Here is a 23,107-nt window from a genome sequence, read left to right as displayed (position 1 = left end):
AAGGCCATCGAGCATCGGAAGGCCACCGGCGGCTCGAACAGGCCGGACAGTTCCTCGACTACGCGCAACGACACGACGCCGCGCCCTACCCGATGTTCGAACTGATCCTGCGGCGCGCGAAGCCATCGGGCTACGCGACTACGACCTCGACCTCGACCTCGACCTCGACCTCGACGGGGCCTACCTCAGCATCGTCCAGCAAATCACCACCGTCGGCTGGTTTCTGCGGCACACGCGCGACGAGCGGATGCGGCGTCACGTGCTCTGAATGTGCTCGGGGACGCGTGGCCACTGCTGGGCAGCCGGGGTCACCACCCGGGACACGGGTGGTCACCATGCCGAGGCGATTACGCATGCTGCGGCCGCCAGTGCTGGGAGACTCGGCGAGAATGTCAGACCTCGCGGATACCGTCCGGGGGCGTGACGACCGGCGTGCCCGCAGCCCAAGAGCCCCTGCCGCTGTTCGCAGAACCCGGCACCCCGCCGCCCGCCGCTGAAAGCCGGGCCCACAGCGAGCCCGTGGCCAGCGCTGCTTTCTCCAGCGGGGAATCGAGCGTCGCCGGCGATGACGCCCATCAGCGATTCTTCGCCGCGGTAGACGGCCGCCAACTGTTCGCCCGACGCATCGCCGACCCCGGCGGCCGCCTGGTCTATCTGCCGGACGGGCAAGCAGACCGGCTGCGGGAAACGGCCCGAACCCAGCTCGAGTGCCCTGTCAGCGGCTGCTCAAGCCGAAGCATCACCACAGTTGGCGGCGCCAAGCGGCACCACTTTCGTCACCTCACCACCGACGGCAGTCACGAGCCGGAATCCGTGGAGCATTACACGGCGAAGCAGTTGATCGGCTCCTGGATCGAAAAGCAGGCGCCCGGCGCGACCGTCCACGTCGACGATGTGACCCTGGAGAACAAGCGGCAGCCCGACGTGTATGCGGAGATCGATGGTCACCGGATCGGGTTCGAGGTGCAGTACTCCGCTATGACTCGTCAGCAGTGGCAAGAACGCAACGACGCCTATACCAAGGCGGGCATCACTGTCGTGTGGCTTCTGGGCCACACCGGTACGCATCTTCGTGCCACCCGGCAGGGAGGGCATGATGCTGTGGTCCTTTCACCGGCCGCACGGATGCTGCTTCACCTGAGTCGGCCGGTTTTGTGGATCAATCCATTCGAGGAGATGATCGCCACCGCAGTCGTCTCCTGGGACGACCTCCAGCACGGCCGGACGGCGTACTCCCGAACCGCCCGGGAAGTTGGCATCCATATCGACCTGCTCTCGGACTGCCATCTGGACCTGAAGCCGAAACACCAATCATCGACGCTGTCGCGTGGAAGCAACGCATCGGCTACTACCCGATGCGGCCGCTGGACATCATCGGCCTGGTCTCTCCGGCGCTTCAACGACTCGTCGCCGACCATGAACCGGGCATCACAGCCGCCCAGCAGCGGGTGGAACCCGCCCGCCTACAGTGGGAGGAGGCCCGGCGTCGAAGATCCGAGCGATGGGCCGCCGAACGGGCTGCGGTCGAGCAGGTATACGGGCCGCTTCCCGACGCTCTCATGGCTCAGCCGGACTTCGAGGCGGAAGGGGACGTCAACGTGCCTGACATTGCAGCCTGGCTGATTGGCAGAGCGCAGATGCTTACCGTCCTGGACACCGTGGTCGGAACGTCGGTGACTGCCGGATGGCTTATGGACGCCGTCATCGGCGACACCCGAACGATGACGTCTTCGGAAAAACTATCGGCCAGGATGCTCCAGTCCTTCCTGCTGGAACTAAGAACGTATCGATACATATCCTTCGATACGATTCGCCTGCCGCCCCGAACCGCGCTGGTGGAAGTACACCGCGGGCGGACTCGGGGTACTTCCGTGCCGCCGAGCCAGCAGCCGGAAGCTGGCCACCACCGGTGAAACATGCGAACCGGACCCTCAGTCGTCGAGTCCGATCTTGTGCTGCTCGATGTCGTGCAGGCGACCGGGGCGCTTTGATCTCGTCGCGGCATTACGACCGCGGCCGCGACCCGTTCGGCGGGCTGCGTAAACGGCGCCAGAAGGCACCCCGAAAGGGCGAAGCCAATGGCCACCATTTGAAGATCATTGCTAAGGTGATCCCCTTCGCGCCCTCGCTGGGCGACACGTTCTACATCGGGAACTCAGTCTCGGTGGCGGCTCTGGGCCCGCCGGGGCGACGTGATGGTGACGGGATGGCAGATCCTTCCTCGAGCCGCGCGGTCGCCGCGTAGCACGCATCAAGCAGCGACGACGCAGCGCGGACATGCACCAGAGCCACGACCGCGTGGCCCCGCAGCGGTGACCCCTTGTCGCCGTACTCAAGGGGTCGAGGCAGTCGGCCAACAAGGGCCGACGTGCCAAACGGTGGCTCGGATGGGTATCACCGTGCCGACGCACGTAGCCGCGGTCTCGACCCCGGACGACGACCGCCCCACACTGATCATCGACGGTGAGCCAGTCGCGATCACCAACTTCCGCAGCGAACTCCCGCCGCCGGCCCCGGCCGCCGGTCGGGTCGCCTTCGTCAAGGCAGCTCAGAACGACGGCCTGCACCTCGACGATGACGGCCTGCACGCGGTTGCCCGCGCTCTGGTCGATCCGCACGCCGCGGCCGCCGCAGTGCGCTCGCAGCTACTCACCGATGAAGTCGTCGGGCCCGCCAACCTCAAAGCACTGCACGGGCACGTCTACCTCACCGAGATCCTGCCGGGCCTGCAACCCCGGGCCGGTGCGGCCGCCAGCGCGGTGGCCCTGCCGAAGGTGATCGGTGGCCTCGGACCCGATAAAGAGCCGCAAGCGACGATCACCTTGGAGTTCCGCGACGGCGGACACCTGGTGGAGTATCTGGCGCAGGTCGTACGACAGACCCGCACGATGGGCCGCCATTACGAGGCCAGCATCCTGACCCGGCGAGTCTCGCAGCCCGTGTTGTTGCACCCCGGCCGTATCGAGTTCGAGGACGGCTCGCCCGGCTTCGACGTCGTCGTCGCCCGCGACGGCCTCACCCGAATCATGTCGTCCTGGGCCGGGCTGCTTCCGGGTCTTTCGGCCGACGAGCTCGCCGCAGCGATCGTCAAAATGCTGCTCGCTACCAAATCCGCCCGTAAGGCCACCGACACCCAAACCAGCATGCATGCCCGCGGACGGGCCCAGGTACTGCAAGACCTGCGCGCTCGATTCGCGCAGGGGGCCGCCGGTCCGAGCGAGGACGCCATCCGCATCGGCCAGACGCTCATCCTGCCCGCGAGGGTGCTGATCAGCTTCGAGAGCGTCGGCGCGGCCGCCGTCGGCGCCGAGTACCAGTTCGACGACGCGGTCCAGGCCTTGGTCGCCAGCGTGCACGGCGAGTTCGAACCGTGGGAGGGTAGCGCCGCGGACGCGGCCGCGATCCAGCGGGCCCTGCCCCGGGCGGTGCACGACGAGGCGTTCGACAGTGATGTCGCCGAACTCGCAGTCGGCCGGCACAGTGTGAAAGACGTGCCGAAGATCTTCGGGCCGGAGTACCCAGCGACCGCGCTGTGGCGTGCCGTGTTGCTCGCCTCCTGGTTCTGCGCGCCCACCGAGTTCGCTTCGCTAAAACGCCATCTTCGCGACCTGCTCGGCGTTTCCAGGATCTACAAGAAGGATTACGCCGAGCACCTGATGACCCTGATCGACCTGCCGTGGCGTTACTCCAAGGCCGCGAGCCGGCAGCAGGCCGCCCGGGCATGGGGCAACGGTGGCCCGATTCCCCACGACATCATCGGCGTGCTCTGGGACCCGGTGCCCACCGACGACTTCACCACGCTCGTGCCCAAGGCGCTGGCCGGAGACACCAACGCCCGCTGCACCCTGCAGGTCGCCGGCGGCATCGCTCTGGTCACCGACAAAGTGCTGCTGTCGAACACCGGTAGCGCGTTCACCGCCGGCCTGGTCCCGTTCCGCTCCAACGTCAACGACGTGGTCGCCGACCTCGGCCGCGTCGACAATACGGCCGGACTATGGCAACTCGCCCGCGCCGCCAATGCGTTCCGTGCTGGCCGGCGCGCTGCGAACTCCTACACCCCTCAGGAGGCTCTGCGCCGGCCGCCGGGACCCGGCGCCTACACCATCCCCTGGGTCGACCCGAAGAATCCCGCCGCGCTCACCTACGACAACGCCGGCCAGCTACGCCCGCTGACTACCTACCACCTTGTCTACCTGTCCAACCCGCAGCGCGCCGAGGAGGAGAAGGAGGAGGCCAAGAAGAAGGCCCTGCCGGGAACGGCACTGACCGAGACGGCCGCCGAGAAGATGGCGCGGTTGCGGGGACAGGTCGTTCAGCAACTCCAGGCCGGGCACGACGACTTCACCGCGCTGGTCGACCTGTCCAGCACCGACCCGACCCTGCAGCCCGCCCTCGGTGACCGCGAACTGTGGCAGAACCTGGTCACCGTCCTGCAGAAGCTCAATGGGCTGGTCTTCACCAACGAGCCGCCGTCGCCGTCGCTCATAGACTCGGAGCCCGAGGACGAACCCGACGAGGAAGAGTACGCGGACGAGGATGAGCTCGGATGATGCTCCCCGCCGGACACCCCCTCGCCCCGAGCTGGCGATGGCTGCTGCAGGCCGCTGGGGCCGACCTGCGGCCCAACGCCGCACCGTGGCAGCTGCACCTGTTTGGTACGGCGCCGAACCGGCTGCAGGCCGTCCCCCATACCGCCGGGCCGCTGCTCTACGCCGTACCCGAAGGCAACGGCTGGCACTACGTAGGCCAAACCCGGCAGGCCCTTCACCAGCGGCTGGCCAGACATCTGCGCGATATCGACCGTGCCACCCGCTGGGCGGCAGTTATGGTCATCGAGCTGAGATCAGACATCAGCGGCAGCCGGCTAGACGAACTAGAGAACCTCGGACGAGAGCGACTACGTCCCCGCATGGGCTCGCGCTGGCCAGCGCGACGCTGACCGAGAGCAACGCACAGTCAAAGGGCAGGGCGCCGGGTTCATGGCACACCGACCGCCACGCATCGGGCGGTCTGACCTCGGCGAGAAAAATCTTGTTGGTCGGGCAGAAATATTGCGACTCCGGGCGGATCTCACGGCTAGGAGGTAGAAATCTTCCGACTTGAGGTTGAGGAGCATGATGACCGACCAGGCTCAGGACGATACGACCGTCGCGGCCGGCGGCGGCAGCCGGGACGCCGCCGATCCACCTTCGGTGGGTCCCGGTGCGCCGGAATCCGGCACCGTCGCTGGCCGGTCCGGGACCGATCTGGTGTCGGCCAGCTCGTCGCCCCGGAGAGTTTCGTCGGCCGAACTGGCCCGCACACTCGGGATGACGCCGGCCAAATTGGCCCGGATGCTCAAGACCACCAATCACGTAGCCGGCACACTGCAGCACCTGGCTCCGCAGATCAGCGCAGCAGCGGCGGCGGCACAGGCGGCCGCAGTAAGGGAGCGGGGGTTCGCCACTATCGGGACCCTCATGTTCAGGCAGGCGGCGGCCCGGATGCAGGTGCCGAATACGGTCCCTGCCGCCGCCATGTCCACCGTTCAGCGTCAGCCTCTCGTGGTCCTACGGCCGACGCTGGACCAGGCGCGGCGCGCGGGGGTCTTCTCCCCCGCCTTCATCCTGCCGGCGCTGCAGTCGACCGCGGCCCAGCGCCGACTGTTCGCGGCGATGCTGCCAGCCATGCCGAAGCTGGCCGGTGTGGCGCCTGTGGTGACGGCGCTGCAGTCGTTCAGGCAGCAGAACTACCTGCAGCTGTGGTCGCGGACCACAACGCTGACGCCACTGCCGGACGCGATCCTGGAACTGTTCGCGACCTGGCGGACGACCGCCGGGCTGTTCGGCCCTGATCGGCTGCTGGCCGGCCAGGCGTACACCGCGGCGCTGCTAACCCGCGAGACCATTCTACGGGAAGTGGATCCGACGCCCGCCGTCGTCGAGTTCGGCTGCACCTGGCTCAGCTTCTCCTCGATGCCACCGACCCGAATCGACGCCGTCGTCGCTGCGCTGCTCGACGACGCGTGGCTCTCCGAACCCACCGGTGCCGACTTCAGCCTGCGGCTGCGTCATCGCGTCGACCGCGAGCACGAAGTCCATCGGCCGCTCACCGACCGGCAGATCGGCGGGCTGCTGGTGACGTCGCTGGACGCGCCGGTGGCCTGGACCGCCGGGGAAACCGTGCCCCTAACCCCACTGGACTTCGCCGCCGCCCCGCATCCGACCGAGGCCGTAGCGCTCAGCCAGGTGGGCGGATGGGACGACACCCGGATCGCGCGCGTGCTGTCCAACCTCGACGAGCGCGAGCGGGCCCTGGTCATGGCCTACGCCGAGGGCGACCCGAAGCTGACGTGGAAACAGGCGGCCGCACAGACCGGCCGGGACGCGAAGTTCGCCGTCCGGGTACAGGCCAAGCTCAAGCGCGAGGGACGCAAGCTGCACGATCGTCTCGCCGCGGTGTCAGCGGCGGTGGCTCGATGACCAGCGCCTCGTCCACCGGGCCCGGCGGGCCCGAGCCGCTGCTGAGCCTGCGCGCCGTCGTCGTGCTGCTGCTCACCGCGGCTGCCGGCCTGGCTGCCGGCGTCCTCGCCCATCTCGCCGGCCAGTCGCCGGCGGCGGCTGTGCTGGTCGGCGGCGGCGCGACGGGAGGCGCCCTGCTGCTGTTCAACAGCATCGTCGGGCGGTAGGCCGGCAGGCTGGGGCGTCACTGCCGGATCGGGCCGAGGAGGTTGAGCTCGTCGACGTGCACTGCAGACGGACGCAGGGTCGCGGCCGCGGACTGCCGGGGAACTGTTCGGCCCACAGGATTAGGACCCGGCCGATGCGGAGGGTCGTTGTTTCGCGGGTCGGCCGGGTCAGGCGGCGCTGAGAGGGACCGGCGGCTTCGGAGCGACGCTGGCCCGGTACGCCATAAGGGCCATTCCGCGAGCACCGCTCCGGGCCGGGCACGGCGGCGCGCGGGCCACCGGCGCCGGCTCACTGCCCACTCTGACACGGTGCTGGCGCCCGCGGATCAGACCAGCGCCGGCGACGGGAACCCTCGCGGATCGGCAGCTCGCAGCCGATCGCCGCCTTTCGACATGCGGGCCGGGTGGCGGCGCACGCTCCTGGTCGCGGGTCAGCTGGCCGGCCGCGTCGGGTCATCTTCGGTGTTCGCGCGGCGAAGGAGTACGGCGAGGACCGTTCGGGCGTCGCGGCGGCAGGCTGCGCTCGGAGCGATCAGTGCAGCGGGCCAGCGAGGACGGGACGGTACGGGTCTGGGACCTGGAGACCGGACGGGCTGTACCTGGCGTACCCCTTCCTCCGGAAGGGGGCTCCTTCTCCCTGTTCAGCACGTCGACCTGTTCAGCACCCTGTCTGCACAGGATAGATCAGAAACGATGAGCGGGCGCCGAGGTTGGCGCCCGCTCAATCCATGTCGAGATCACCCCCCTCAGCGCAAGCAGCTGACGTCGACGACGTCGATGAACTCCGCGTTGCTGATCTTGATCCAGACGCTGCCCTTGCCGCGCCGGTCGTACGTATATCCGCCGAGCAGAAGCGGGCCGACCCAGCGGGTGAACTTGGTGACACAGTTGCCAGCGGCACGGAACGCGTCCACGTCGTAATAGAACGGGTACCGGCTCGAGTGGTGGTTTGGGTGTAGCCAGTAGTCCGCAGGAAAGGCGTTCGCGTTGTTCCAGTACCTGACACAGCTCAAGTGCTCGGCCACCACGTCGGCAGAGGATCCTGAGCACCAGTGATTCGCGATCGTGACGTAGAAGTCCGAGTGGTTCATCAGCTCACCGCCGCAGCCGGGTGTGCTGCAGGTGCCGAACGTGTCCACCGGCGGTGCGGACGGCACGTCCGCTGTCGCCGCGGTGTTGAAGCCCCCGTGCGCGCTGGCGAGTTTCGTGTCGGAACGCAGGTTGAAGCCCTCCCGGGCCGCGCCGTCGCGGTGTTTCGCCAGTCGTGCCTTCGCCGCATCGGTCGGGGCAGCGGTCCGGGCCGATGCCTCCACGGCCTGGTCGGGCGTCGCCGCGTCGAAGACGGTGACCTCCGCCCCACCGCCTGTCGCGTGGGCCTGGCGGCTCCCGGCCGTCAGGGTCCCCGCCGTCGTTGCGACGCACAGCGCCAGCAGCAGCGCCGCGACGCGCCAGTAGTACGTCCGATGATTGACGACCGCGGCACCCCGGGCCATCACGGAACTCTTCACCATCTGACTTCCCTTCGTTGTGTCCGGTTCTCGGGTGGCGGCCGCCACCGCTGACGTAACCACGGTTTCGACCCCGGTCGAGTCCCTTTCGGACGTCGCCGAATGGACGATGCTCAGGTGAACCCTCCGCGGGCGGTGAGCAGATACGTGGTGCCACCACTGTCGGCATCGGGGGGATCGCTCATGACCGGACCATCGGCACTGGCCTCGCTCATCGGTCGCACGCGCGCACGGGTGCTGGCCGAGATCGGCGCGGCCGGCGGCCACACCACCACCGAGATCGCCCGCCGGCTGCTGATCAGTCCGGCGTCCGCTTCCGAGCACGCGTACGCGCTGCGCGCCGCCGGGCTGATCAGCACCGAACGGGCCGGCGTCTGCGTCGAGCACCGGATCACCCGGCTTGGCCGGGCGCTTCTCTTCGCGCCTGGCCGGGGCGGCGCGAACCGTTCGCCGACGGTAAGCAGATAGATGGTGACCGCATTCGCCGACCGCATTCGCCGCCGTCCGAGGAGCCCGCCCATGCGACGACCGCTCCGTGCCGGGCCCAGGGCGCGCGACGGCGATGACGCCACCGTGATCAGCAGGTCGCTGCACGACCCGGAGTGGTTCACCGAGATCTTCCGGCGCCATGCCGGGCACATCCACCGCTACCTCGGCTCGCGGGTCGGCCCGCAGGAGGCCGACGACCTGCTCGCCGAGGCGTTCCTGACCGCGTTCCGCAAACGCGACCGGTACGACACCGCCCGCCCCAACGCTCGGCCGTGGCTCTACGGCATCGCCGCGAACCTGGCCGCCATGCACGCCCGCGACGAAGAACGCGCCTACCGCCTGCAGCGGGCCGCCGCCGGACGTGCCGACGACGAGTCCCACGCCGACCGGGTCGCCGCGGAGGTGACCGCGCAGGCAGCCCGCGACGTCTTGGCCGCGGGGCTGGCCGCCCTCGCCCCCGGCGACCGGGACGTCTTACTGCTGATCGCCCAGGAGGAGCTGACCTACGAGCAGGTCGCGATCGCGCTGGAGATTCCGGTCGGCACCGTACGGTCCCGCCTGCACCGGGCCCGTTCCCGGCTGCGCGAGGCGCTGGGTGGTGCCGACCCGACCCGCATCGACGAGGAGCCGGCGACGGCCCCGCCTGAGGAGACGAACCGGCATGGATGAGCTGTCCGTGGTACGCGGGGCTGCCGTACCGCCGTCCGCCCTCGACGACCCCCGCCTGGCCGCTGCCCGGGCCCGGCTGCAGGGCGAGATCGACAGATCCACTGTCCGCAGCGGGTGGCGACCGGCCGCCAGGCGACGGTGGACGCCGGTCGGGCTGGCCGCCGCCGCAGCCGCCGTCCTGGTGGCGGCCCTCCCGCCCAGTTCCGAGCCGCCCCCGCCGCCGATGATGCCGGCCGCGCAGGTGCTCGAGATGGCCGCCTCGGCCGCGCTGCGCAAGCCCGACCGGGTGCCCCGACCCGACCAGTTCGTCTACTCGCGAACCGTCAGCCGCAACGGCGAGATATACGAGGGCTGGCTGTCGGTGGACGGCACCCGAGATGGCCTGTATCGCGACAGCGACGGGTTGCAGACGGCGGTACTGGGCTGCCGCGACGGCCGCCGCCAGGTTGTGATCGATCCGGCGGACGGCCCGATCCCCGGCCGGTACGAGCCGTGCGAGCCGGAACCGGCCTACGACCCGGCGATGCCGAGCGACACCGCCGGCATGCTCACCTACCTGCGGCAGCGCAACGAGCGGGACGACCCTGCGAGCACCGCGAACAGCACCGGCAAGGACGTCATGGAGTTGTCGACCGGCCACTATCTGCGCCCGGCGCAGCGCGCGGCCCTACTGCGGGCGGCCGCCCTCACGCCAGGGCTGACCACCACACCCACAACCGGGCCCGAGAGCCGGGCCTGCCTCACCGTCTCGTGGACCTTCGGCGGCCCCGACCCGACCATGCTGGTCTTCGACGCGACGACGCACGAGTTCCTCGGCGACAACTGGCGTTTCGTCGACATCGTCGACATCGTCGACCGCGTCGGCCAGCGAACCTGAAGGTCAGAACACCGCACTGCGCAGCACCAAGCCCGCAGAGTATGGGAGCTGTGCGGGCGTAACCGCGATCCTCGCCGTGCCTTACCGCGAGCCCGCCTGCGCAGCGGCGGTTACCTCGCCAGCCCCGGCTCACTCGTCGACGGCCGCTCGTACCTTTCGGCGAGATCGCGGCGCAAGCCGGGCACGTCACCGGCGGCGTAGCGCGGTGCGGATTCATCAGCCATGTTCTCGGTCTCCGATCGAGCTCGGGTGGTTATGTGCGCGACTTCCGCGCGACCGAAGCCACGACGGCAGTCCCGTCGCCAGCGGATGCGACCTTGTCGTCACGCGGGACACGATCCTGTCGCCGAACATCTGTGCGCGCCGGCCATCGCGTCCGGTTGGTGGCCGCCCTCGTGGGGCCAAATGCAACCGTCATAGTCAGCTCGCAGCGAGAACAACACATGAGTCACCAACCATGTCGCCGATAACGGCCTTTATGCATTTTGAGCCGTGACTGACTGCCCTAGCATGTCGACGCCCCCGGTTCCGATGATGTTGAGTGACAGCAGGTCGTCAGCGGTTTCTGCCACGGTTTGTCCGTGAGATTGCCACGAAACGTCAGTGGTTCCGCCATCGAATGTCAGTGGCGCGGCCGAGGTTCGCGTGCCGGCTCCGTCACCTGCCCGTAGGTACTGAGGGTGGTTGGTCGCCCGTCGCCCAGCTCGACTGGACATCCACTCCCTCGAGCCCGAACCGGTGGACCCACGGGGTGCCCGGCTCCGACTGCTACACGTGCGGGACGTCGACCTCCACCGGTACGCCGGGATCCTCATCGGACCGTGGACAGACTAAGTCACCTGACGCGGCATCGGCACATGATCGCCGACTACCTCGACGGCGGCGTCGTAATGGTCTTCGACGGGCACCTGCACCGCGACTGCGCGAGATCGACTTGCTGGAATGCCTGCAGTAGCATGCCGACCCACACACTCGGCGGGGGAGGCAGCATGCGAGCCAAACGGCGTTTGGTTTCTCTGATTTCCATGATGGTTCTCATCACCGGAACCGCCGTGGCGGTCGCCGCACCACCGGCGGCCGCCGCGACCGGATGCACGAAGTCGTCGGTCCGGCACGGGTACCAGACGTACAACTGTTACATGTACCGATCATCGGTACGACTGTGGATGCACACGGAGAACTACCCCAGCGAGTACCGCCTGCACGACAACACCTCGGCCGTGCTGTACCAAGGCACGAGCTGGTTCGTCTGCCAGCGGAGGTTTGTCAACGTGCAGGCGTACTACGGCTCGGCGGCCAACGACTGGTGGGCCTACACGCTCAGCGACAACGGGCTGTGGGGTTGGGCGAGCGCCGTCCACATCTCCGGGGGAAGCAACTGGGGCGGGATTCCCGGGCTGGCCGGATGCTCCAGCGGCTTCGCGAACAACGACAGCTGGCCCACGATCCAGCGCAGGTGCAGCAATACCAACATTCCCGGCCCCGACTTCTCGAAGATAAACATCGGTGGACGGGTGTCCAAGACGTACATCGGCTGCTAACCGAGGAAGCGTCCGTCCGGCGGCCGGACGCTCCACACTGGACGACCGGACCGTCGGCGTCCAAACGCGTGGCCCGGGCACTCGGCGGCCGACTCGGCAATCTCGGCCCGCTCCGTCATGTCGAGCAGCTGGTCGGCGGCGAGTTCCGGGGCGGCTACCGGCCGCTGCGCGTCACCGGCTCGGGAACGGGCGGTTCAATGACGGGCAGCCGCCGGCGTTCCGCGCGAACACCGACGGCTGCCCGTCCGGGTGAGACTGGTCTAACCGAGTGCGACGATCTCCGGCGCGACCCGGAAGCCGATCGCCCGGCCCGTGCTGGCGGGCCGAAGACTTCCGGCGCCGGCGGGCCGCGGACGAGGCGCCGGTGTGTGCGGCGTGCGGGGCGGGTAAGCCGTCGCCGGCGTGCTGGTTGTGCGGGTACGGGTGGCTGCGGGAGGCGGAGGAGGCGTTCACCGCCGAGCAGGCCGCGGCCGCCGCGGCGGTGGAGCTCCAGTTCACCCGGATGGCGGCGGTGAGTGAGGCCGAGGCGCGGGTGGCGGATGTGACGGGCTGGGTCGAGCGGTTGCAGGCGACGGTGCGTGCCTATGAGGCCGGGCACGGCGGCCGTGCCGTCGAGTTGCTCGCCGACTTGCTGGCCCGCTTGGAAGAGGAGAAGGCGGGGCGGGTGTCGCGGCGGGGTCGGCCGTCGGTGACCCCGTATGTCGGTGCCGTGCTGGCCGTGGACGCGGATTGGCGTTCCGGGCGGCGGGCGATGCCGGGGCACACGTAGACCAGGTTGCGGTAGTGGATGCCGTCGGCCTCGATGGTGCGGCCGACGTCGGCCAGCAGCAGGTGCCGCACCTCTTCCTCCGGCACCAGCCGCAAGGGAGTCGGGTCCTCGACCCACGCCTGCGCCGGGGTACGTCCGCCGATCCCACGGTGGGTGTGCTCGGTGTTGTACCAGGTCACCCAGGCGGCGAACTGCTCGACGAAGACGCTCCAGCGCAGCGGCAGCCCGGCGGGATCGGCGCCGCCGGCGGCATCCTGCTCATACCCGGCCCGGGCGGCGGACCGGTCGTCCAACGGCCCGGACAACCGGCCGTTGAGCTCGCGCGGGCCCTCGGTGAAGCCGGGCAGCATCAGCAGCAGGATCTGGTCGACCGTCCGGTTGACCCGCTCGATCTTCCCCTTGGCGTTGGCGTGATAGCCGGGCAGCACGTGCGACTCGACGGCGAGCGCGTTCGCGGCCGCGCGGACCGCCTCGGCGGCGAACTCCAGGGCCCGATCGAGGCGCAGCATCCCGGGGACGCCGCAGGCCGGGCCGTGGTCGTCGGGCAGCATCCCATCCGCAACGCGGTCAGCACGGTCCCCGCGTGCGGGGTCAGCGAGATCGCCCAGCCGACGATGACCCGGCTGGCGTCGTCAACGAACATCATCACCCAGGGCGTGACCGCCGGCCCGCGCGGCGGCAGCACCAAAATCGGCAGGTTCTTGTGGTCGCCCTCCCACACCTGGTTGCGCCAGGTGGCCTGCGGCGCAGGTAGACCAACTTCGACCGGCGGGCCCGATCGCCGTCGCTGGCCGCCGCCGCGGCGGCCGGGGTCACCTCGGCCGCGAACGCCCGGTAGAGGGTCCGCAACGCCACCGGCTGCACGCCGGCCCAGCCGCTCACCAGCTCGGCGGCGATCGGCACCCCGGCCACCGTGCTCCGGCCGGCCAGCACCGCGGCCCGGGCCCGGTGCACCGCCGCCACGTTTGCCCCGGAATGGCTTTCGCTGGTCGCACTGCCGAGGTCTCATGATCGAGTAGCGGCTCCAGTGCGCTGGCCAGTCGTGGCCACCAACTTCAGGTCCATCCGCTGACGGGTCTGTCATCCTGTCCACGGCCAGCGCGACGTCGGACCCGACGCCCGCGACCTCGGTCAGCACGGCCCAAACGCGCAGCAGCGCTACCCGTAATGAGCGTCACTACGCTGAGCACTCCTATTAGCGGCGGGGATGCACCTGATCTAGCTCAAGACACAGCACCGTGTCCCCGGTGTTACGGCCGGGAGCGAGCAAGGAAGCTTGGCGGTGTGGGCACCCCAGGTCGATAACAGCCCATACGTAAGCCACGGGGCTGGTTGATGGATGATCACACGCCGCGGAGCACAAGTGCGGCTGCCGACGCCGGGTCCACGCCCTGGCTGGATCGCAGCACCGCCAGCAGCTTTTCGGGAAGGCCGGGCAGCTCTTCCCGGGCCGGGTCGGCCAGCCAACGGCGAACTGCGGCCACGGCGGTCACCGGGGCATCACCGTGTCCCAGACGATGGTGAAGCAGGTGGTAGGCGAGCGCGGCGACCGCAGGCGGCACGGCCGCTCGCCAGCAGACCACGGCGGCGAAGTGGCTGGCGAGGAGGGCATCGATCAGCGCGGCCGGGGCGGCGACGGGCGGCAGCAGAACGACGCCGCCTCCTGGAGGCTGGCCGTCCGGGGCAAGCATGTCCGTTGGCTCCAAAACCGTCCCGCCCGCCAGCTCCAGCCCGCCGCCTGCGGTGACGCCGCAGGCCAAGTGCAGCATCGAGCGGCGCAGGTGACTGCGTACTTCGTCGGCCGTGCCGCGGGCGTCCGCGCCGCCCGTCGCCTGGCCGAAGCAGAGCGCGTGTGGGTAGAAGAGCCGTCGCGTGTGATCGGCGCTGCCGTCATGGCCGTCACCCCGGGGGTCCACGACGAACAGCGCGTCGGTGTTGACCGCCGGGCGGGTCCGCGCGGCCAGGTCGACCAGTTGGGAGGCGGATCCGACCTGCGAGACGGCCCCGTTCGGGCTGGGCCAGTCGCTGGCGACTATGAGTCGGGGCATGCGCAGCTCTCGCTCCGGTACGAAGTCCGGGTTCGTTCCCGAGGCAGGGAATAATAGAGCGCCGCCGTCGAACGGGTAGAGTAGCGCGTCGGCACCACATGCTCGCAGCGCGGCGGCGACCGGCGCGAACGGCACGACGAGCCTGGACCACGTGGGACTGGAGACCGGCCCGGGTTCCAGGGCGGCGGCAAGTCGGAACGCCAGCACGACGGCGTCGGCCGGGGCGTCGGCAAGGCCAGGGACGGCGTTGAGCAGGGTTTGCCGGGCGATGTCGTGGTCGGTGGCCCCGGACGGCTCGCCCCAGCCGCCGTCATCGACCAGGCTGCGCAGGAAGACGGCGCTGGCGAATAGGAGACGCTCGCCTGGCGTCGGGTAGGGAGATTCGACACGCGCGGCTGCGACGGCGACGAGCTCATCGATCACTGTCGTGTCGGGAAGTTCGGCGCCGGGTTCGAGGTGGCGTGCGATATCCGTCAGGGGGATCGCGGCGTCTGGTGTTGCGGGCGGCTCGGCGTAAACCGTCATCGCGGGATAGCCCAGCGACTGGTGATCCTCCCGTGTGGTGGAAGGCGCTGGGCCAACGGTCGGGCCAGCGGACATCTGATCTTGGAAACGCTGCATCGTCGCGAGCGCCTTCGCCATCCGGTCGAGGTCACCAGGACTTGCCGCGATCATGTCGCGCATCGCGTCGGCGACGATGAGAAGGGTCTCGGCGGGCTTGCGCGTCTCGGGCCCGCCGGCCGCGTCGAGCACGAGCCGGAAGCAGTGTGCGGCTCGGTCCGCGTCCTCGGCCTGTGCCTTGGCTCCGCCGGCGAATAGCCGCGCGGCGTCCCCGGCCCGGAACGGCTCTATCGCTCGATTTAGAAGCAACTGCCCCAGGGTCAGAAGGCCAATCAGGCGCATGCCCGGTGCCGGCCGCGGGCCGGTTACGCCCTGCTCGAGCAGCTGGATCGCCCGGTCCACATCCCCCCGGACGCCGCCGTAGACGAACCGGCGGTTGGCGAGCAGCCATCCCAGTAGTGCGGCGCCCTGAGCGACGATCCGTTCGTCACCACCGGTGTAAGTGTGTGCTTCCTCCATGCAGGCGATCGCTTCATCGAGCAGCGGCGCGCCCGCCGGGGAACCCACTACCTGCGCGTGCTGCTGGACCAGGAGTTGGGCGAGCTCGGTAAGTAGGCGTACGCGGGTGGGCCCCCTCCTGTGCCGCAGGGCGTCGCGGAGCTCGGACGCTCGGTCCTTCGAGCCGGTCTCGGACGCCATCACTGCCCCCAGTGCACGAAAGCGGCCCACGCGCCGGGGTCGGTCCCGTCGACCTCGGCGAGCGCCGCAGCGAGCGGTCGAGGCAGGTCAGCGGGGATCGTGCGCTCAGGATTCAGCATCCAGCGCTGGGCTCGGTGTAGAGCGGCCCACGCGGGGAGCTTCTCGACCCGGATACCGCGGTGGAACATGAACAACAGCAGGGCTGCAGCGGCGTCGGGCGGGCTATGCTGTGCCGCCACCACGGTGCGGGCGCCGCCGGCCAGAAAGGCGGTTGCCAGTGCGCCGCCGTCGCCGCCGTGACTGACGACCACCAGTCCGAGCCGCCGGTCCGCCGCGGCCTGCATGCGGCTCGTCACCACGTCGGCGGCGAGCCGCTCTCCGCCGGCCATGCGCAGGTGCGGCCCCCCGTTTGATCCGGTCTGAACGGCCAGGTGCGCGACCGATCCCGCTGTCGGGGTCTCCGTGGTCAGCCAAGTCAGCAGCTCCACCGCTGTGCCGGCCCCGGACGGGCTGACCGTACCGTCCGGTCGCAACCCCAGGTAGCGTGCCCCGGGATAGAAGCTCTGCCGGATGGCGTAGGCCTCCGCCGCGCTTCCCCAGGCATGCTGCGGCTCGTCGTTTCCGGCGGGACCGATCACTAGGCCGGTCGGCGAGACCGCAACCGGGGACAACGAGGCGGTGCGGCAAAGCGCCCGGGCCGACGGCGCGAGCGAGATCGCGAGGTCCTCGAGCGCGTAGCGACCGCTCGGGCTCCGTGCGGCCTGCCAGGGCAGCCCGGCCAATTCACCCATTGGGACGAGAACGAGCCGCGCGGGCCGATCCGCCGAGCGGTCACGGCGCGGCAGCCAGAGATTGACCAAGGGCCCGACCGCGGCGTTCCAGACCCACCGGGGCAGCTCGCCGTCAGGCACCTGTCCGGCGACCAGCCGCGGCAGAGCAAGGAACTCGGGGGGGCCAGCAGCTGGCGTCATCACGGCGTACCCCGGCTCGTCGTCGTGTCCGGGCATGAGGTGAACCATCGCATCGACGTCGAGGTCGGTGAGCGCCTTCGAGATTTCGCCGGGCGCGAGCTCGGGTGCCGTCTCCTCCGGGCGCCGGGCGCTCGCGGCCGCTAGGGTCAGCTCTCGGGATATTTCGAGTACTTGGAGGGCGTCCGTCGCGTCTCCGTCGCGCAGCGACTGCCGAGCCATCGCGAGAGCGTCCGACTCGACCTGCTGCAATCCATCGGCGCTGATCCCCGGAAGCAGCGCCGAGATGTGACGGGACAGCCCCTCCTTGGCGCTACGGATGCCGGCGCGGTTCGCCGCGTCGAGCCGCCCCTCGACTGCCTGCAGCATCTCGCTTATCAGGGAGTACTGCGGATGTTCGGGTCCGCCGGCCGAATGGCGGGCGCTGTCCAGCAGTTGACGCGCCTCGTGCAGATCGGCGATGGCGCCGCCGGTTTCATGGCGGCGCATCAGGCCGATCGCCAGGCCAGTCGTCCGGAGCAATGCCATCGAATCGTCGGGTGAGCCGGCTTTGATGGCGGCCCGGAGTTCAGCCACCCCGCGGTCGATCAGCGCGGGATCCTCCTCCAAACCACCACGCGTCGCCGCCATGCCCGCCATCAAGTGCCGTATCGCCGGATCATCATCGGCTACACCGAGGTATGTGGCGAAAGGCCAGGAACTGGCGGGCTCGTCCTCTGTGACCACGGCGGTGAGAGTGGCGAGCAGGCTGAGGAGCTCCTCCTTCGAGCGTTGGTTCGGCATCCGGTCGACAGCGGCTGCCAGTCGTGCGACTTCGTCCTGGGTGACTGATTCGGCCGACCGTGCCACCAGAGCGAGAGTCGCCATCACCTCCGCAGCGGCATCCATCCGAGGGTCGTCCCGCGGCAGTGTTGCCGCGAAGCGTTCTGCCGCGGTGGTGTCCCCGCCTAACCAGGCGATCGCCATTTCGACCAGATTCACTAGCAGTCGCGCGCCGGGATCGTCACCTACCAGTTCCGCCCACCGGTTCAATTCGTCAGCGGCGGCCATGACCTCTTCACCGCTGAGGTGCGGCAAACGGATCAGGAGGCTGATGAGGCCCGCATGCGCCCGTAGCGACGGCCACCACGGCTCGTCGCGGAACTCGGACTCCGCCACCGCGATCAGGTAGGCCAGATCGGTCCCCTTCTCCAGGCGGAGCAAGCCGGGGACGCGCAGCGCTGCGGACAACAGGTCCGCGGCGATCGAGCCCCGGCCCGGCTCGTCCTCCGGCGCCGCCCGCAGCTCGCCGATCGCTGCGTCGAGGTTGCCGTGGCTGACGAGCTCGGCGATTTGCCGGGCGAGCCCTCCGGCGGCCGCGCGGTCCTCGTCGATCAGGTCGGGACCGAGGAATCGGATCGGCCGGGATGTGGTCGTGATCGCGCCGTGGATGATCAGCTCGTCTGAGGTCATGTCCCGGAGTCCATCGGTGTCGAGCGGATCCGCCTCCGATCCGTCGCCCTCCAGGAACGTCACGACCGCCTCGGTCGCTGCGGCGCACACCACGGCAGCGTGCTGGAGTGCTGTCGGGCCCCGCGTGGTGTCGAACCGGCGCGCCGCCAGCCACGCTTCGACGGCGGTGCGCAGTTCGGGCCAGGGTGGGTCTGCGTCGGCGATCTCGACCAGCGCGGTCACTTGCGGCCGGCGGTCCGAGGCTGTCTGGATGTCCGCGAACGCGGCCGCAACCAGCCCGGCGGCCAGCACGGGCCGCACCGGGAGATCCACCGGCAGGCGCGAAAACTCGCTGATCGCGGTGTTTAGGTCGCCGATGCGTTCAAGGGCATGAGCGATCGCCGTGCAGCGCGTGTAAACCTCATTCTCCTCGGACAAACACGGCTCCTGCCGTCGACCCATATTGCCTATGCCACGGACCGACCATGCCTTTGCCACTGACCAGCACGGCGAACAGAGTCAACCGGCGAACAACCCGTCAGGTCAAGTGACGGTGCGCGCGAACGTAATCCACACTGATTGGTGGATCGACCCATCGTGGATGCTGCTCTACGCTACCGATGCCCGTGCGCCCGCCGCCCGTCGAGGGAGATCCCGTTGGACATCGAGCTGACCAAGGCTGTGGCGGCGCTGCGTGACGAGCTACTCGAGGCCGCTCAGGCGGGCGACGGCCAGCAGCTCACTTTCGTGGTGGGCCCGGTCGAGATGGAATTCGCCATCGAGCTGCGGGCCGATGTGAAGGCCAAGGCCGGCTTCAAGGCGTGGGTCGTAAACACCGAGGTCAGCGGAGGTGTGAACCGGGGGAGTACGCACAAGGTCAAGGTCACCCTCACCCCGAAGGGTGCCGACGGCGGCGATCTCCTGATCTCGACCCGGGACGCCGCGCCGATCGCCCCGGTGCCGGACAGCCACCTGGGCCGCTGATAGTCCGGCAGAACCCGACGTGCGGAGCCATCTCGTCGCCCAGGTGTCCGCCGCAGCCGGTGGCGGCTCCGGGTTCCGCATCGCCCGGCGCCTGATCCTGACCTCTGCGCACGTCGTCGGCGCGACCTCGAGCGCTGTGGACGTCGTCGTCGGCTCTCTGCCACAGATCTTTCCGGGCACTGTCGTGTGGCGGGGGACTCCCGGCGGGCGGGACGACGCCGCGCTAGTCGAGATCACCGGTGACGCACCGGCCGGTCACCCGGACCGGGTCCGCTGGGGTCGGCTTGCCACCGGCCGGCCCCGCACCCCATGCGACACGTCCGGTTTTCCCGGGTGGGTCCGGGACGCCAATCAGCGACCCGAAGTCTGGCACTCGTCCGGATTCATCAATCCGGGCAGCGGCTTCTACGCCGAGCGGTACGTTATGACCCTGGATGGTACGCCGCCTACGGCTAACAGCGGCTCGCCCTGGCGCGGTCTCTCCGGCGCCGCGCTGTTCAGCGATCGCCTGCTCACCGGGGTGGTCGCCGCCGACCGCGCCGCCGGGGCGCACGGTCACCTCTTCGCCGTACCGGTCTACGCGTTCGGCGGCAATCCCGGGTTCCTCGAGGTGCTGGCCCGGCACCGGGTCAGTGCTCCGGTGCTTGAGCCGATCGAGATGCAGGAGCTGGCCGAGACCGAGCCGCCGCGCGGTGGGTCGGTGGCCGCGTTCCTGCGGGCCAGGGACGAGGTGGTCGCCTTCCGTGGCCAGCGTGAGCCGATGCGACGTCTTCAGGAGTGGGCCACCGCACCAGGCGCCCGTGCTCTCCTGCTACATGGGCCGGGTGGCCAGGGCAAAACCCGGGTCGCCCAGGAGCTGTGCCGGCGGCTGTCCCGCGACCGGTGGGCGACCCTGTGGCTGGCCGGCAACGCTGCCGCGGACAAAGTGGAGGTCATCGCCGACGTCGAAGTTCCCCTGCTGCTGGTGGTCGACTACGCAGAGTCCCGCCTCGCTCAACTGCCGGCCGTGCTCCGAGCCGCCGCCCGCCACGACGGCGCCCGGCCGCTGCGCCTGTTGCTGCTGGCCCGTACCGCGGGTCAGTGGTGGGACGATCTCAAGATCGACGACCCAGTGGCCGAGGAGGTGTTGGAGCAGGCGGACACCTTGGCACTGCCACCCCTGGAGCTGGACACCGAAGGCCGTGGGATCGCGTACGAGACGGCTGTCGTCGACCTGGCCCGGGCGATGGTCGGCCTGCCGTCGTATCAGCAATGGGATCCGGACGATCTGGCCGGGCGGCTGCGCCGCCACGGCCGACGGATCGAACGCCAGGCCACCGCCCTCGCCTTGCACATGACCGCCCTCGCCGACCTGCTCGACGAGGCAGAGTCCACGTCGGCAACGGGGGCGGCGGACGCTGCGGACGATCGCGTCGAAGACCGCCTACTGCGGCACGAGCGCCGCCACTGGCGCCGGGCCGCGCAGGCATCCGCCGTGCTGAGCGCCCTGGCACCCGCCGCCCTGGAGGACGTCCTGGCGGTAGCGATGCTGCTGGGTGCGCAGGCCCGAGAGCACGCGGACACGCTGCTTGACCACGTGGAGGCTCTCAACGGCTCGGGACGCGACGTGCGCCGCGCCGTCCGCGATTGGATCGCCGCGCTGTACCCACCGCCGGACAACCGCTATTGGGGCATCCTGCAGCCGGATCGCCTTGTCGAGCGGTTCGTCGCGCACCGCCTCGGCGCGGAGCCCCGGCTGCTCGACCCGCTCGTACCGGTCGCCCGGCCGGCCCAGCTCGCCCAGCTGATCGACGTCTTCGCCCGCGCGGTTCACCACCCGGGATCGCCCGAGTCACTCGGCAGGGCGCTCACCGACCTGTGCATCCGATATCGCGATGAGCTGTACGAGCATGTGGCCGCAGCGGCGCCGTACGTCGAGGAGTCGGCGCCGCTGGTCGCCGCTCTTCAACAGATCCTCCTGGACGACACTCTCACCCTGGACGACCTGCGCGCATACGAGGTCCATCTGCCCAGTCCCGGACTGCTTCCCGGCGGCCTGCTTATCGATCCGTACACCCGACTGATCAGCGGCGGGGAGGCCGAGGAGAAGGCGCGCGGCCGGCCCATTCCTGAGATGGCCGGCTGGTACAGCACCATCTCCGCCCATCGGCGGCAGATGGGTGACGACACCGGTGCACACGAGGCGGCGACCCAAGCCGTCGAACGACAACGTGTACTCGCCGCCAGCGGTGCCGAGGAAGCGCTCGCCCGGCTCGGGACCTTTCTGAACAACCTGGCGGTCTGCCAGAGTCGGCTCGGTCAACGAGTGGAGTCCCTAGAAGCTGTGAAGGAGTCCTACCGGATTCACCGGACCCTGGTGGAGCAGGAATTCATGGCCCACCTTCCTGGTCTGGCCCACGCCTCCACCACACTGGCCAACCGGTTCGCCGATCTCGGAGACTACAAGCGGGCCGTGGACGCCGGCCGTGAGGCCGTGTCGATCTGGCGTGGTCTCGCCGATGGCGACTCGGGGACCTGCCGGCCAATGCTAGCCGCGGCGCTGACCGACCTCTCGGTACACCTCAGCGCGCTGCGCCGGAACGCCCCGGCACTCCTTGCCGCCGAGGAAGCAGTGCGCATCCTGCGTGAGCTCACAGCCGAGCGCCCCGCTGTCCCGTATCAGGCATCGCTGGCCAGGGCCTTGACCACGTACGCCAACCGGCTGGGCCTACGTGGACGGATCGCGCCAGCGATGGCGGCCGCCGAGGAGGCCGCCATGCTCTACCGGCGCCTAGTCGGCCGTGGTCAGGAGACGTTCCGGCCAAACCTCGCGTTCGCCCTGAACAACCTCGCAATGGTATATACCCGCGCCGACCGGAACGCCCAAGCGGCCAACGCGCTGCAGACGGCGATCGGGATCCTGCGCGTCCTGGCCAAGGAGTCACCCGGTTACCAAGACGATCTGGAGCGTGCGTTGCGCAATCTGGCGGGGGTAACGAAGGCCGGCTCGAACAACGCGCTGCCGGTTCGAGACGACAGCGAGCCTTCGAAGTCGTGAGAAAGATGGCAGTCGACAAAGAGCCTCCATGGCGTCGGGCCACCGTCGGATGAAGTCGGCGACTGAGCCGTCGCCGCAGATGCGGTGATGGAAGAAAGAGAGCTTGCCGCGCCCGAAGGCTCGTTCTAGGCGCACCCGAGTCAGCTGAGCCCGCAAGACGGCCCGTTGGGTCACAGGCATATCGGGTCGCCGTTCCTCATCAGGCGTATTCGTTCCGACGGTAGTGCCGCAAGGCGCCTGACACCGCTGGCAACGATGCGAGGTGGTCGACAGGAAGGGGCCCTACGCGGTACACCATAAGTGGCATTCAGAGCGTCCTGGAGCATAGGTGCCGGGATGGACTCGAACGCGTTGCCACATGCGGTAGCCGGAGCGCGCTTTGGACGGCTTTTCTGATCGAGTTGAGCATCTTGATGGCCTTGACTCCAGGGCCGAGAAAGTCGGTGGCGAGATCCACGCAGCTCCAGAGGCTGCCGTTGATGCATCCGACGACGGCGTCATAGCCGATCATGTCGAGCAGCATCCCGACGCCGACCTGGATCAGGATGTCGAGCAGCGGAGTCAGGCTTTCGCGTTCGGCGCGCTGGTATTCGGCTTCTTGTGTGGCGATGCAGCGGCGACTCGGTCAAGGCGAACACCCCCTCATCGAGCACGTCAAAGCACCTGGCCAGAAGTTCTTCCCGTAACCCTTGGGTAGCCAGGGTGAGGTCCACGGGGCCGCGGTGGTGAGGTTTTCGGCGGCGGTGCGGTGGCGGAAGAAGGCATGTGCCTGACGTACGCGGTCGGCCATCGTGGCCGGTGCGGTGTTGGCGAGTTTGTGTTTCATCGCGGCCCAGATCCGCTCGACGGGGTTGTCCTG

16 protein-coding genes and 1 pseudogene are annotated in these 23,107 nt (G+C 69.3%); 10 read left to right on the top strand and 7 right to left on the bottom strand.

The window, feature by feature from the left end:
- Positions 1-130: 130 nt before the first annotated feature.
- Entirely contained in the window at positions 131-259 is a 129-nt protein-coding gene (locus I4J89_RS51140) for a hypothetical protein (RefSeq protein ID WP_255521952.1), read from the bottom strand.
- Between the two features lie 161 nt (positions 260-420).
- Here I4J89_RS51140 and I4J89_RS40940 point away from each other — a divergent pair, with 161 nt between their 5' ends.
- From I4J89_RS40940 to I4J89_RS40925, 4 genes are all read left to right on the top strand, one after another.
- Complete coding sequence (locus I4J89_RS40940) at positions 421-1,623, top strand: competence protein CoiA (protein ID WP_196419604.1); 1,203 nt, start codon at positions 421-423, stop codon at positions 1,621-1,623.
- 764 nt (positions 1,624-2,387) lie between these two features.
- The gene (locus tag I4J89_RS40935) at positions 2,388-4,550 is read left to right on the top strand and encodes a hypothetical protein (RefSeq protein WP_196419603.1); all 2,163 of its coding nucleotides are present in this window, start codon (positions 2,388-2,390) and stop codon (positions 4,548-4,550) included.
- Positions 4,551-5,333: 783 nt separating this feature from the next.
- Positions 5,334-6,461: a hypothetical protein gene (locus tag I4J89_RS40930; RefSeq protein WP_196419602.1), complete on the top strand. Its 1,128-nt coding sequence runs from the start codon at positions 5,334-5,336 to the stop codon at positions 6,459-6,461.
- Positions 6,458-6,667 (top strand): hypothetical protein, encoded by a 210-nt coding sequence (locus I4J89_RS40925; RefSeq protein ID WP_196419601.1) that lies wholly within the window; start codon positions 6,458-6,460, stop codon positions 6,665-6,667. Before I4J89_RS40930 ends, I4J89_RS40925 begins: the two co-directional genes overlap by 4 nt.
- A gap of 746 nt (positions 6,668-7,413) precedes the next feature.
- On the opposite strand, the gene I4J89_RS40920 is transcribed toward I4J89_RS40925, so the two are convergent.
- Positions 7,414-8,178 (bottom strand): hypothetical protein, encoded by a 765-nt coding sequence (locus I4J89_RS40920; protein WP_196419600.1) that lies wholly within the window; start codon positions 8,176-8,178, stop codon positions 7,414-7,416.
- Between the two features lie 180 nt (positions 8,179-8,358).
- On the opposite strand from I4J89_RS40920, the gene I4J89_RS40915 reads away from it, so the two are divergent.
- The 4 genes from I4J89_RS40915 to I4J89_RS40900 all read left to right on the top strand — a co-directional run bounded on the left by I4J89_RS40915 (position 8,359) and on the right by I4J89_RS40900 (position 11,751).
- Positions 8,359-8,643, top strand: coding sequence for a winged helix-turn-helix domain-containing protein (locus tag I4J89_RS40915; protein WP_230860457.1), 285 nt, complete (start codon positions 8,359-8,361; stop codon positions 8,641-8,643).
- A 51-nt stretch (positions 8,644-8,694) separates the two neighbouring features.
- Positions 8,695-9,333, top strand: a complete 639-nt coding sequence (locus tag I4J89_RS40910; RefSeq protein WP_196419598.1) for an RNA polymerase sigma factor — start codon at positions 8,695-8,697, stop codon at positions 9,331-9,333.
- Positions 9,326-10,210, top strand: a complete 885-nt coding sequence (locus I4J89_RS40905; RefSeq protein WP_196419597.1) for a CU044_5270 family protein — start codon at positions 9,326-9,328, stop codon at positions 10,208-10,210. Before I4J89_RS40910 ends, I4J89_RS40905 begins: the two co-directional genes overlap by 8 nt.
- A gap of 1,025 nt (positions 10,211-11,235) precedes the next feature.
- Complete coding sequence (locus tag I4J89_RS40900) at positions 11,236-11,751, top strand: hypothetical protein (protein WP_196419596.1); 516 nt, start codon at positions 11,236-11,238, stop codon at positions 11,749-11,751.
- A 582-nt stretch (positions 11,752-12,333) separates the two neighbouring features.
- Here I4J89_RS40900 and I4J89_RS40895 read toward each other — a convergent pair.
- The 4 genes from I4J89_RS40895 to I4J89_RS40880 form a co-directional block, all read right to left on the bottom strand.
- Positions 12,334-13,071 (bottom strand): hypothetical protein, encoded by a 738-nt coding sequence (locus I4J89_RS40895; RefSeq protein WP_196419595.1) that lies wholly within the window; start codon positions 13,069-13,071, stop codon positions 12,334-12,336.
- A 94-nt stretch (positions 13,072-13,165) separates the two neighbouring features.
- A complete protein-coding gene (locus I4J89_RS40890; protein WP_196419594.1) occupies positions 13,166-13,483 on the bottom strand; it encodes a hypothetical protein in 318 nt (105 codons plus the stop codon).
- A gap of 380 nt (positions 13,484-13,863) precedes the next feature.
- On the bottom strand, positions 13,864-15,828 hold the full coding sequence (locus I4J89_RS40885) for a hypothetical protein (protein WP_196419593.1): 1,965 nt from the start codon (positions 15,826-15,828) through the stop codon (positions 13,864-13,866).
- The gene (locus tag I4J89_RS40880; protein ID WP_196419592.1) at positions 15,828-18,665 is read right to left on the bottom strand and encodes a CHAT domain-containing protein; all 2,838 of its coding nucleotides are present in this window, start codon (positions 18,663-18,665) and stop codon (positions 15,828-15,830) included. The genes I4J89_RS40885 and I4J89_RS40880 overlap by 1 nt, the downstream gene beginning before the upstream one ends.
- A gap of 219 nt (positions 18,666-18,884) precedes the next feature.
- Here I4J89_RS40880 and I4J89_RS40875 point away from each other — a divergent pair, with 219 nt between their 5' ends.
- Complete coding sequence (locus tag I4J89_RS40875; protein WP_196419591.1) at positions 18,885-19,211, top strand: trypco2 family protein; 327 nt, start codon at positions 18,885-18,887, stop codon at positions 19,209-19,211.
- A gap of 19 nt (positions 19,212-19,230) precedes the next feature.
- A complete protein-coding gene (locus I4J89_RS51790; RefSeq protein WP_196419590.1) occupies positions 19,231-22,248 on the top strand; it encodes a tetratricopeptide repeat protein in 3,018 nt (1,005 codons plus the stop codon).
- Between the two features lie 625 nt (positions 22,249-22,873).
- Here the strand turns inward: I4J89_RS51790 and I4J89_RS50400 are convergent.
- Positions 22,874-23,107: pseudogene (locus tag I4J89_RS50400) on the bottom strand (hypothetical protein); the annotation flags it as partial.

The sequence above is a fragment of the Actinoplanes aureus genome, from assembly GCF_015704865.1.
GTDB lineage: Bacteria > Actinomycetota > Actinomycetes > Mycobacteriales > Micromonosporaceae > Actinoplanes > Actinoplanes aureus.
This window is presented reverse-complemented; position numbering and strand designations above follow the sequence as displayed.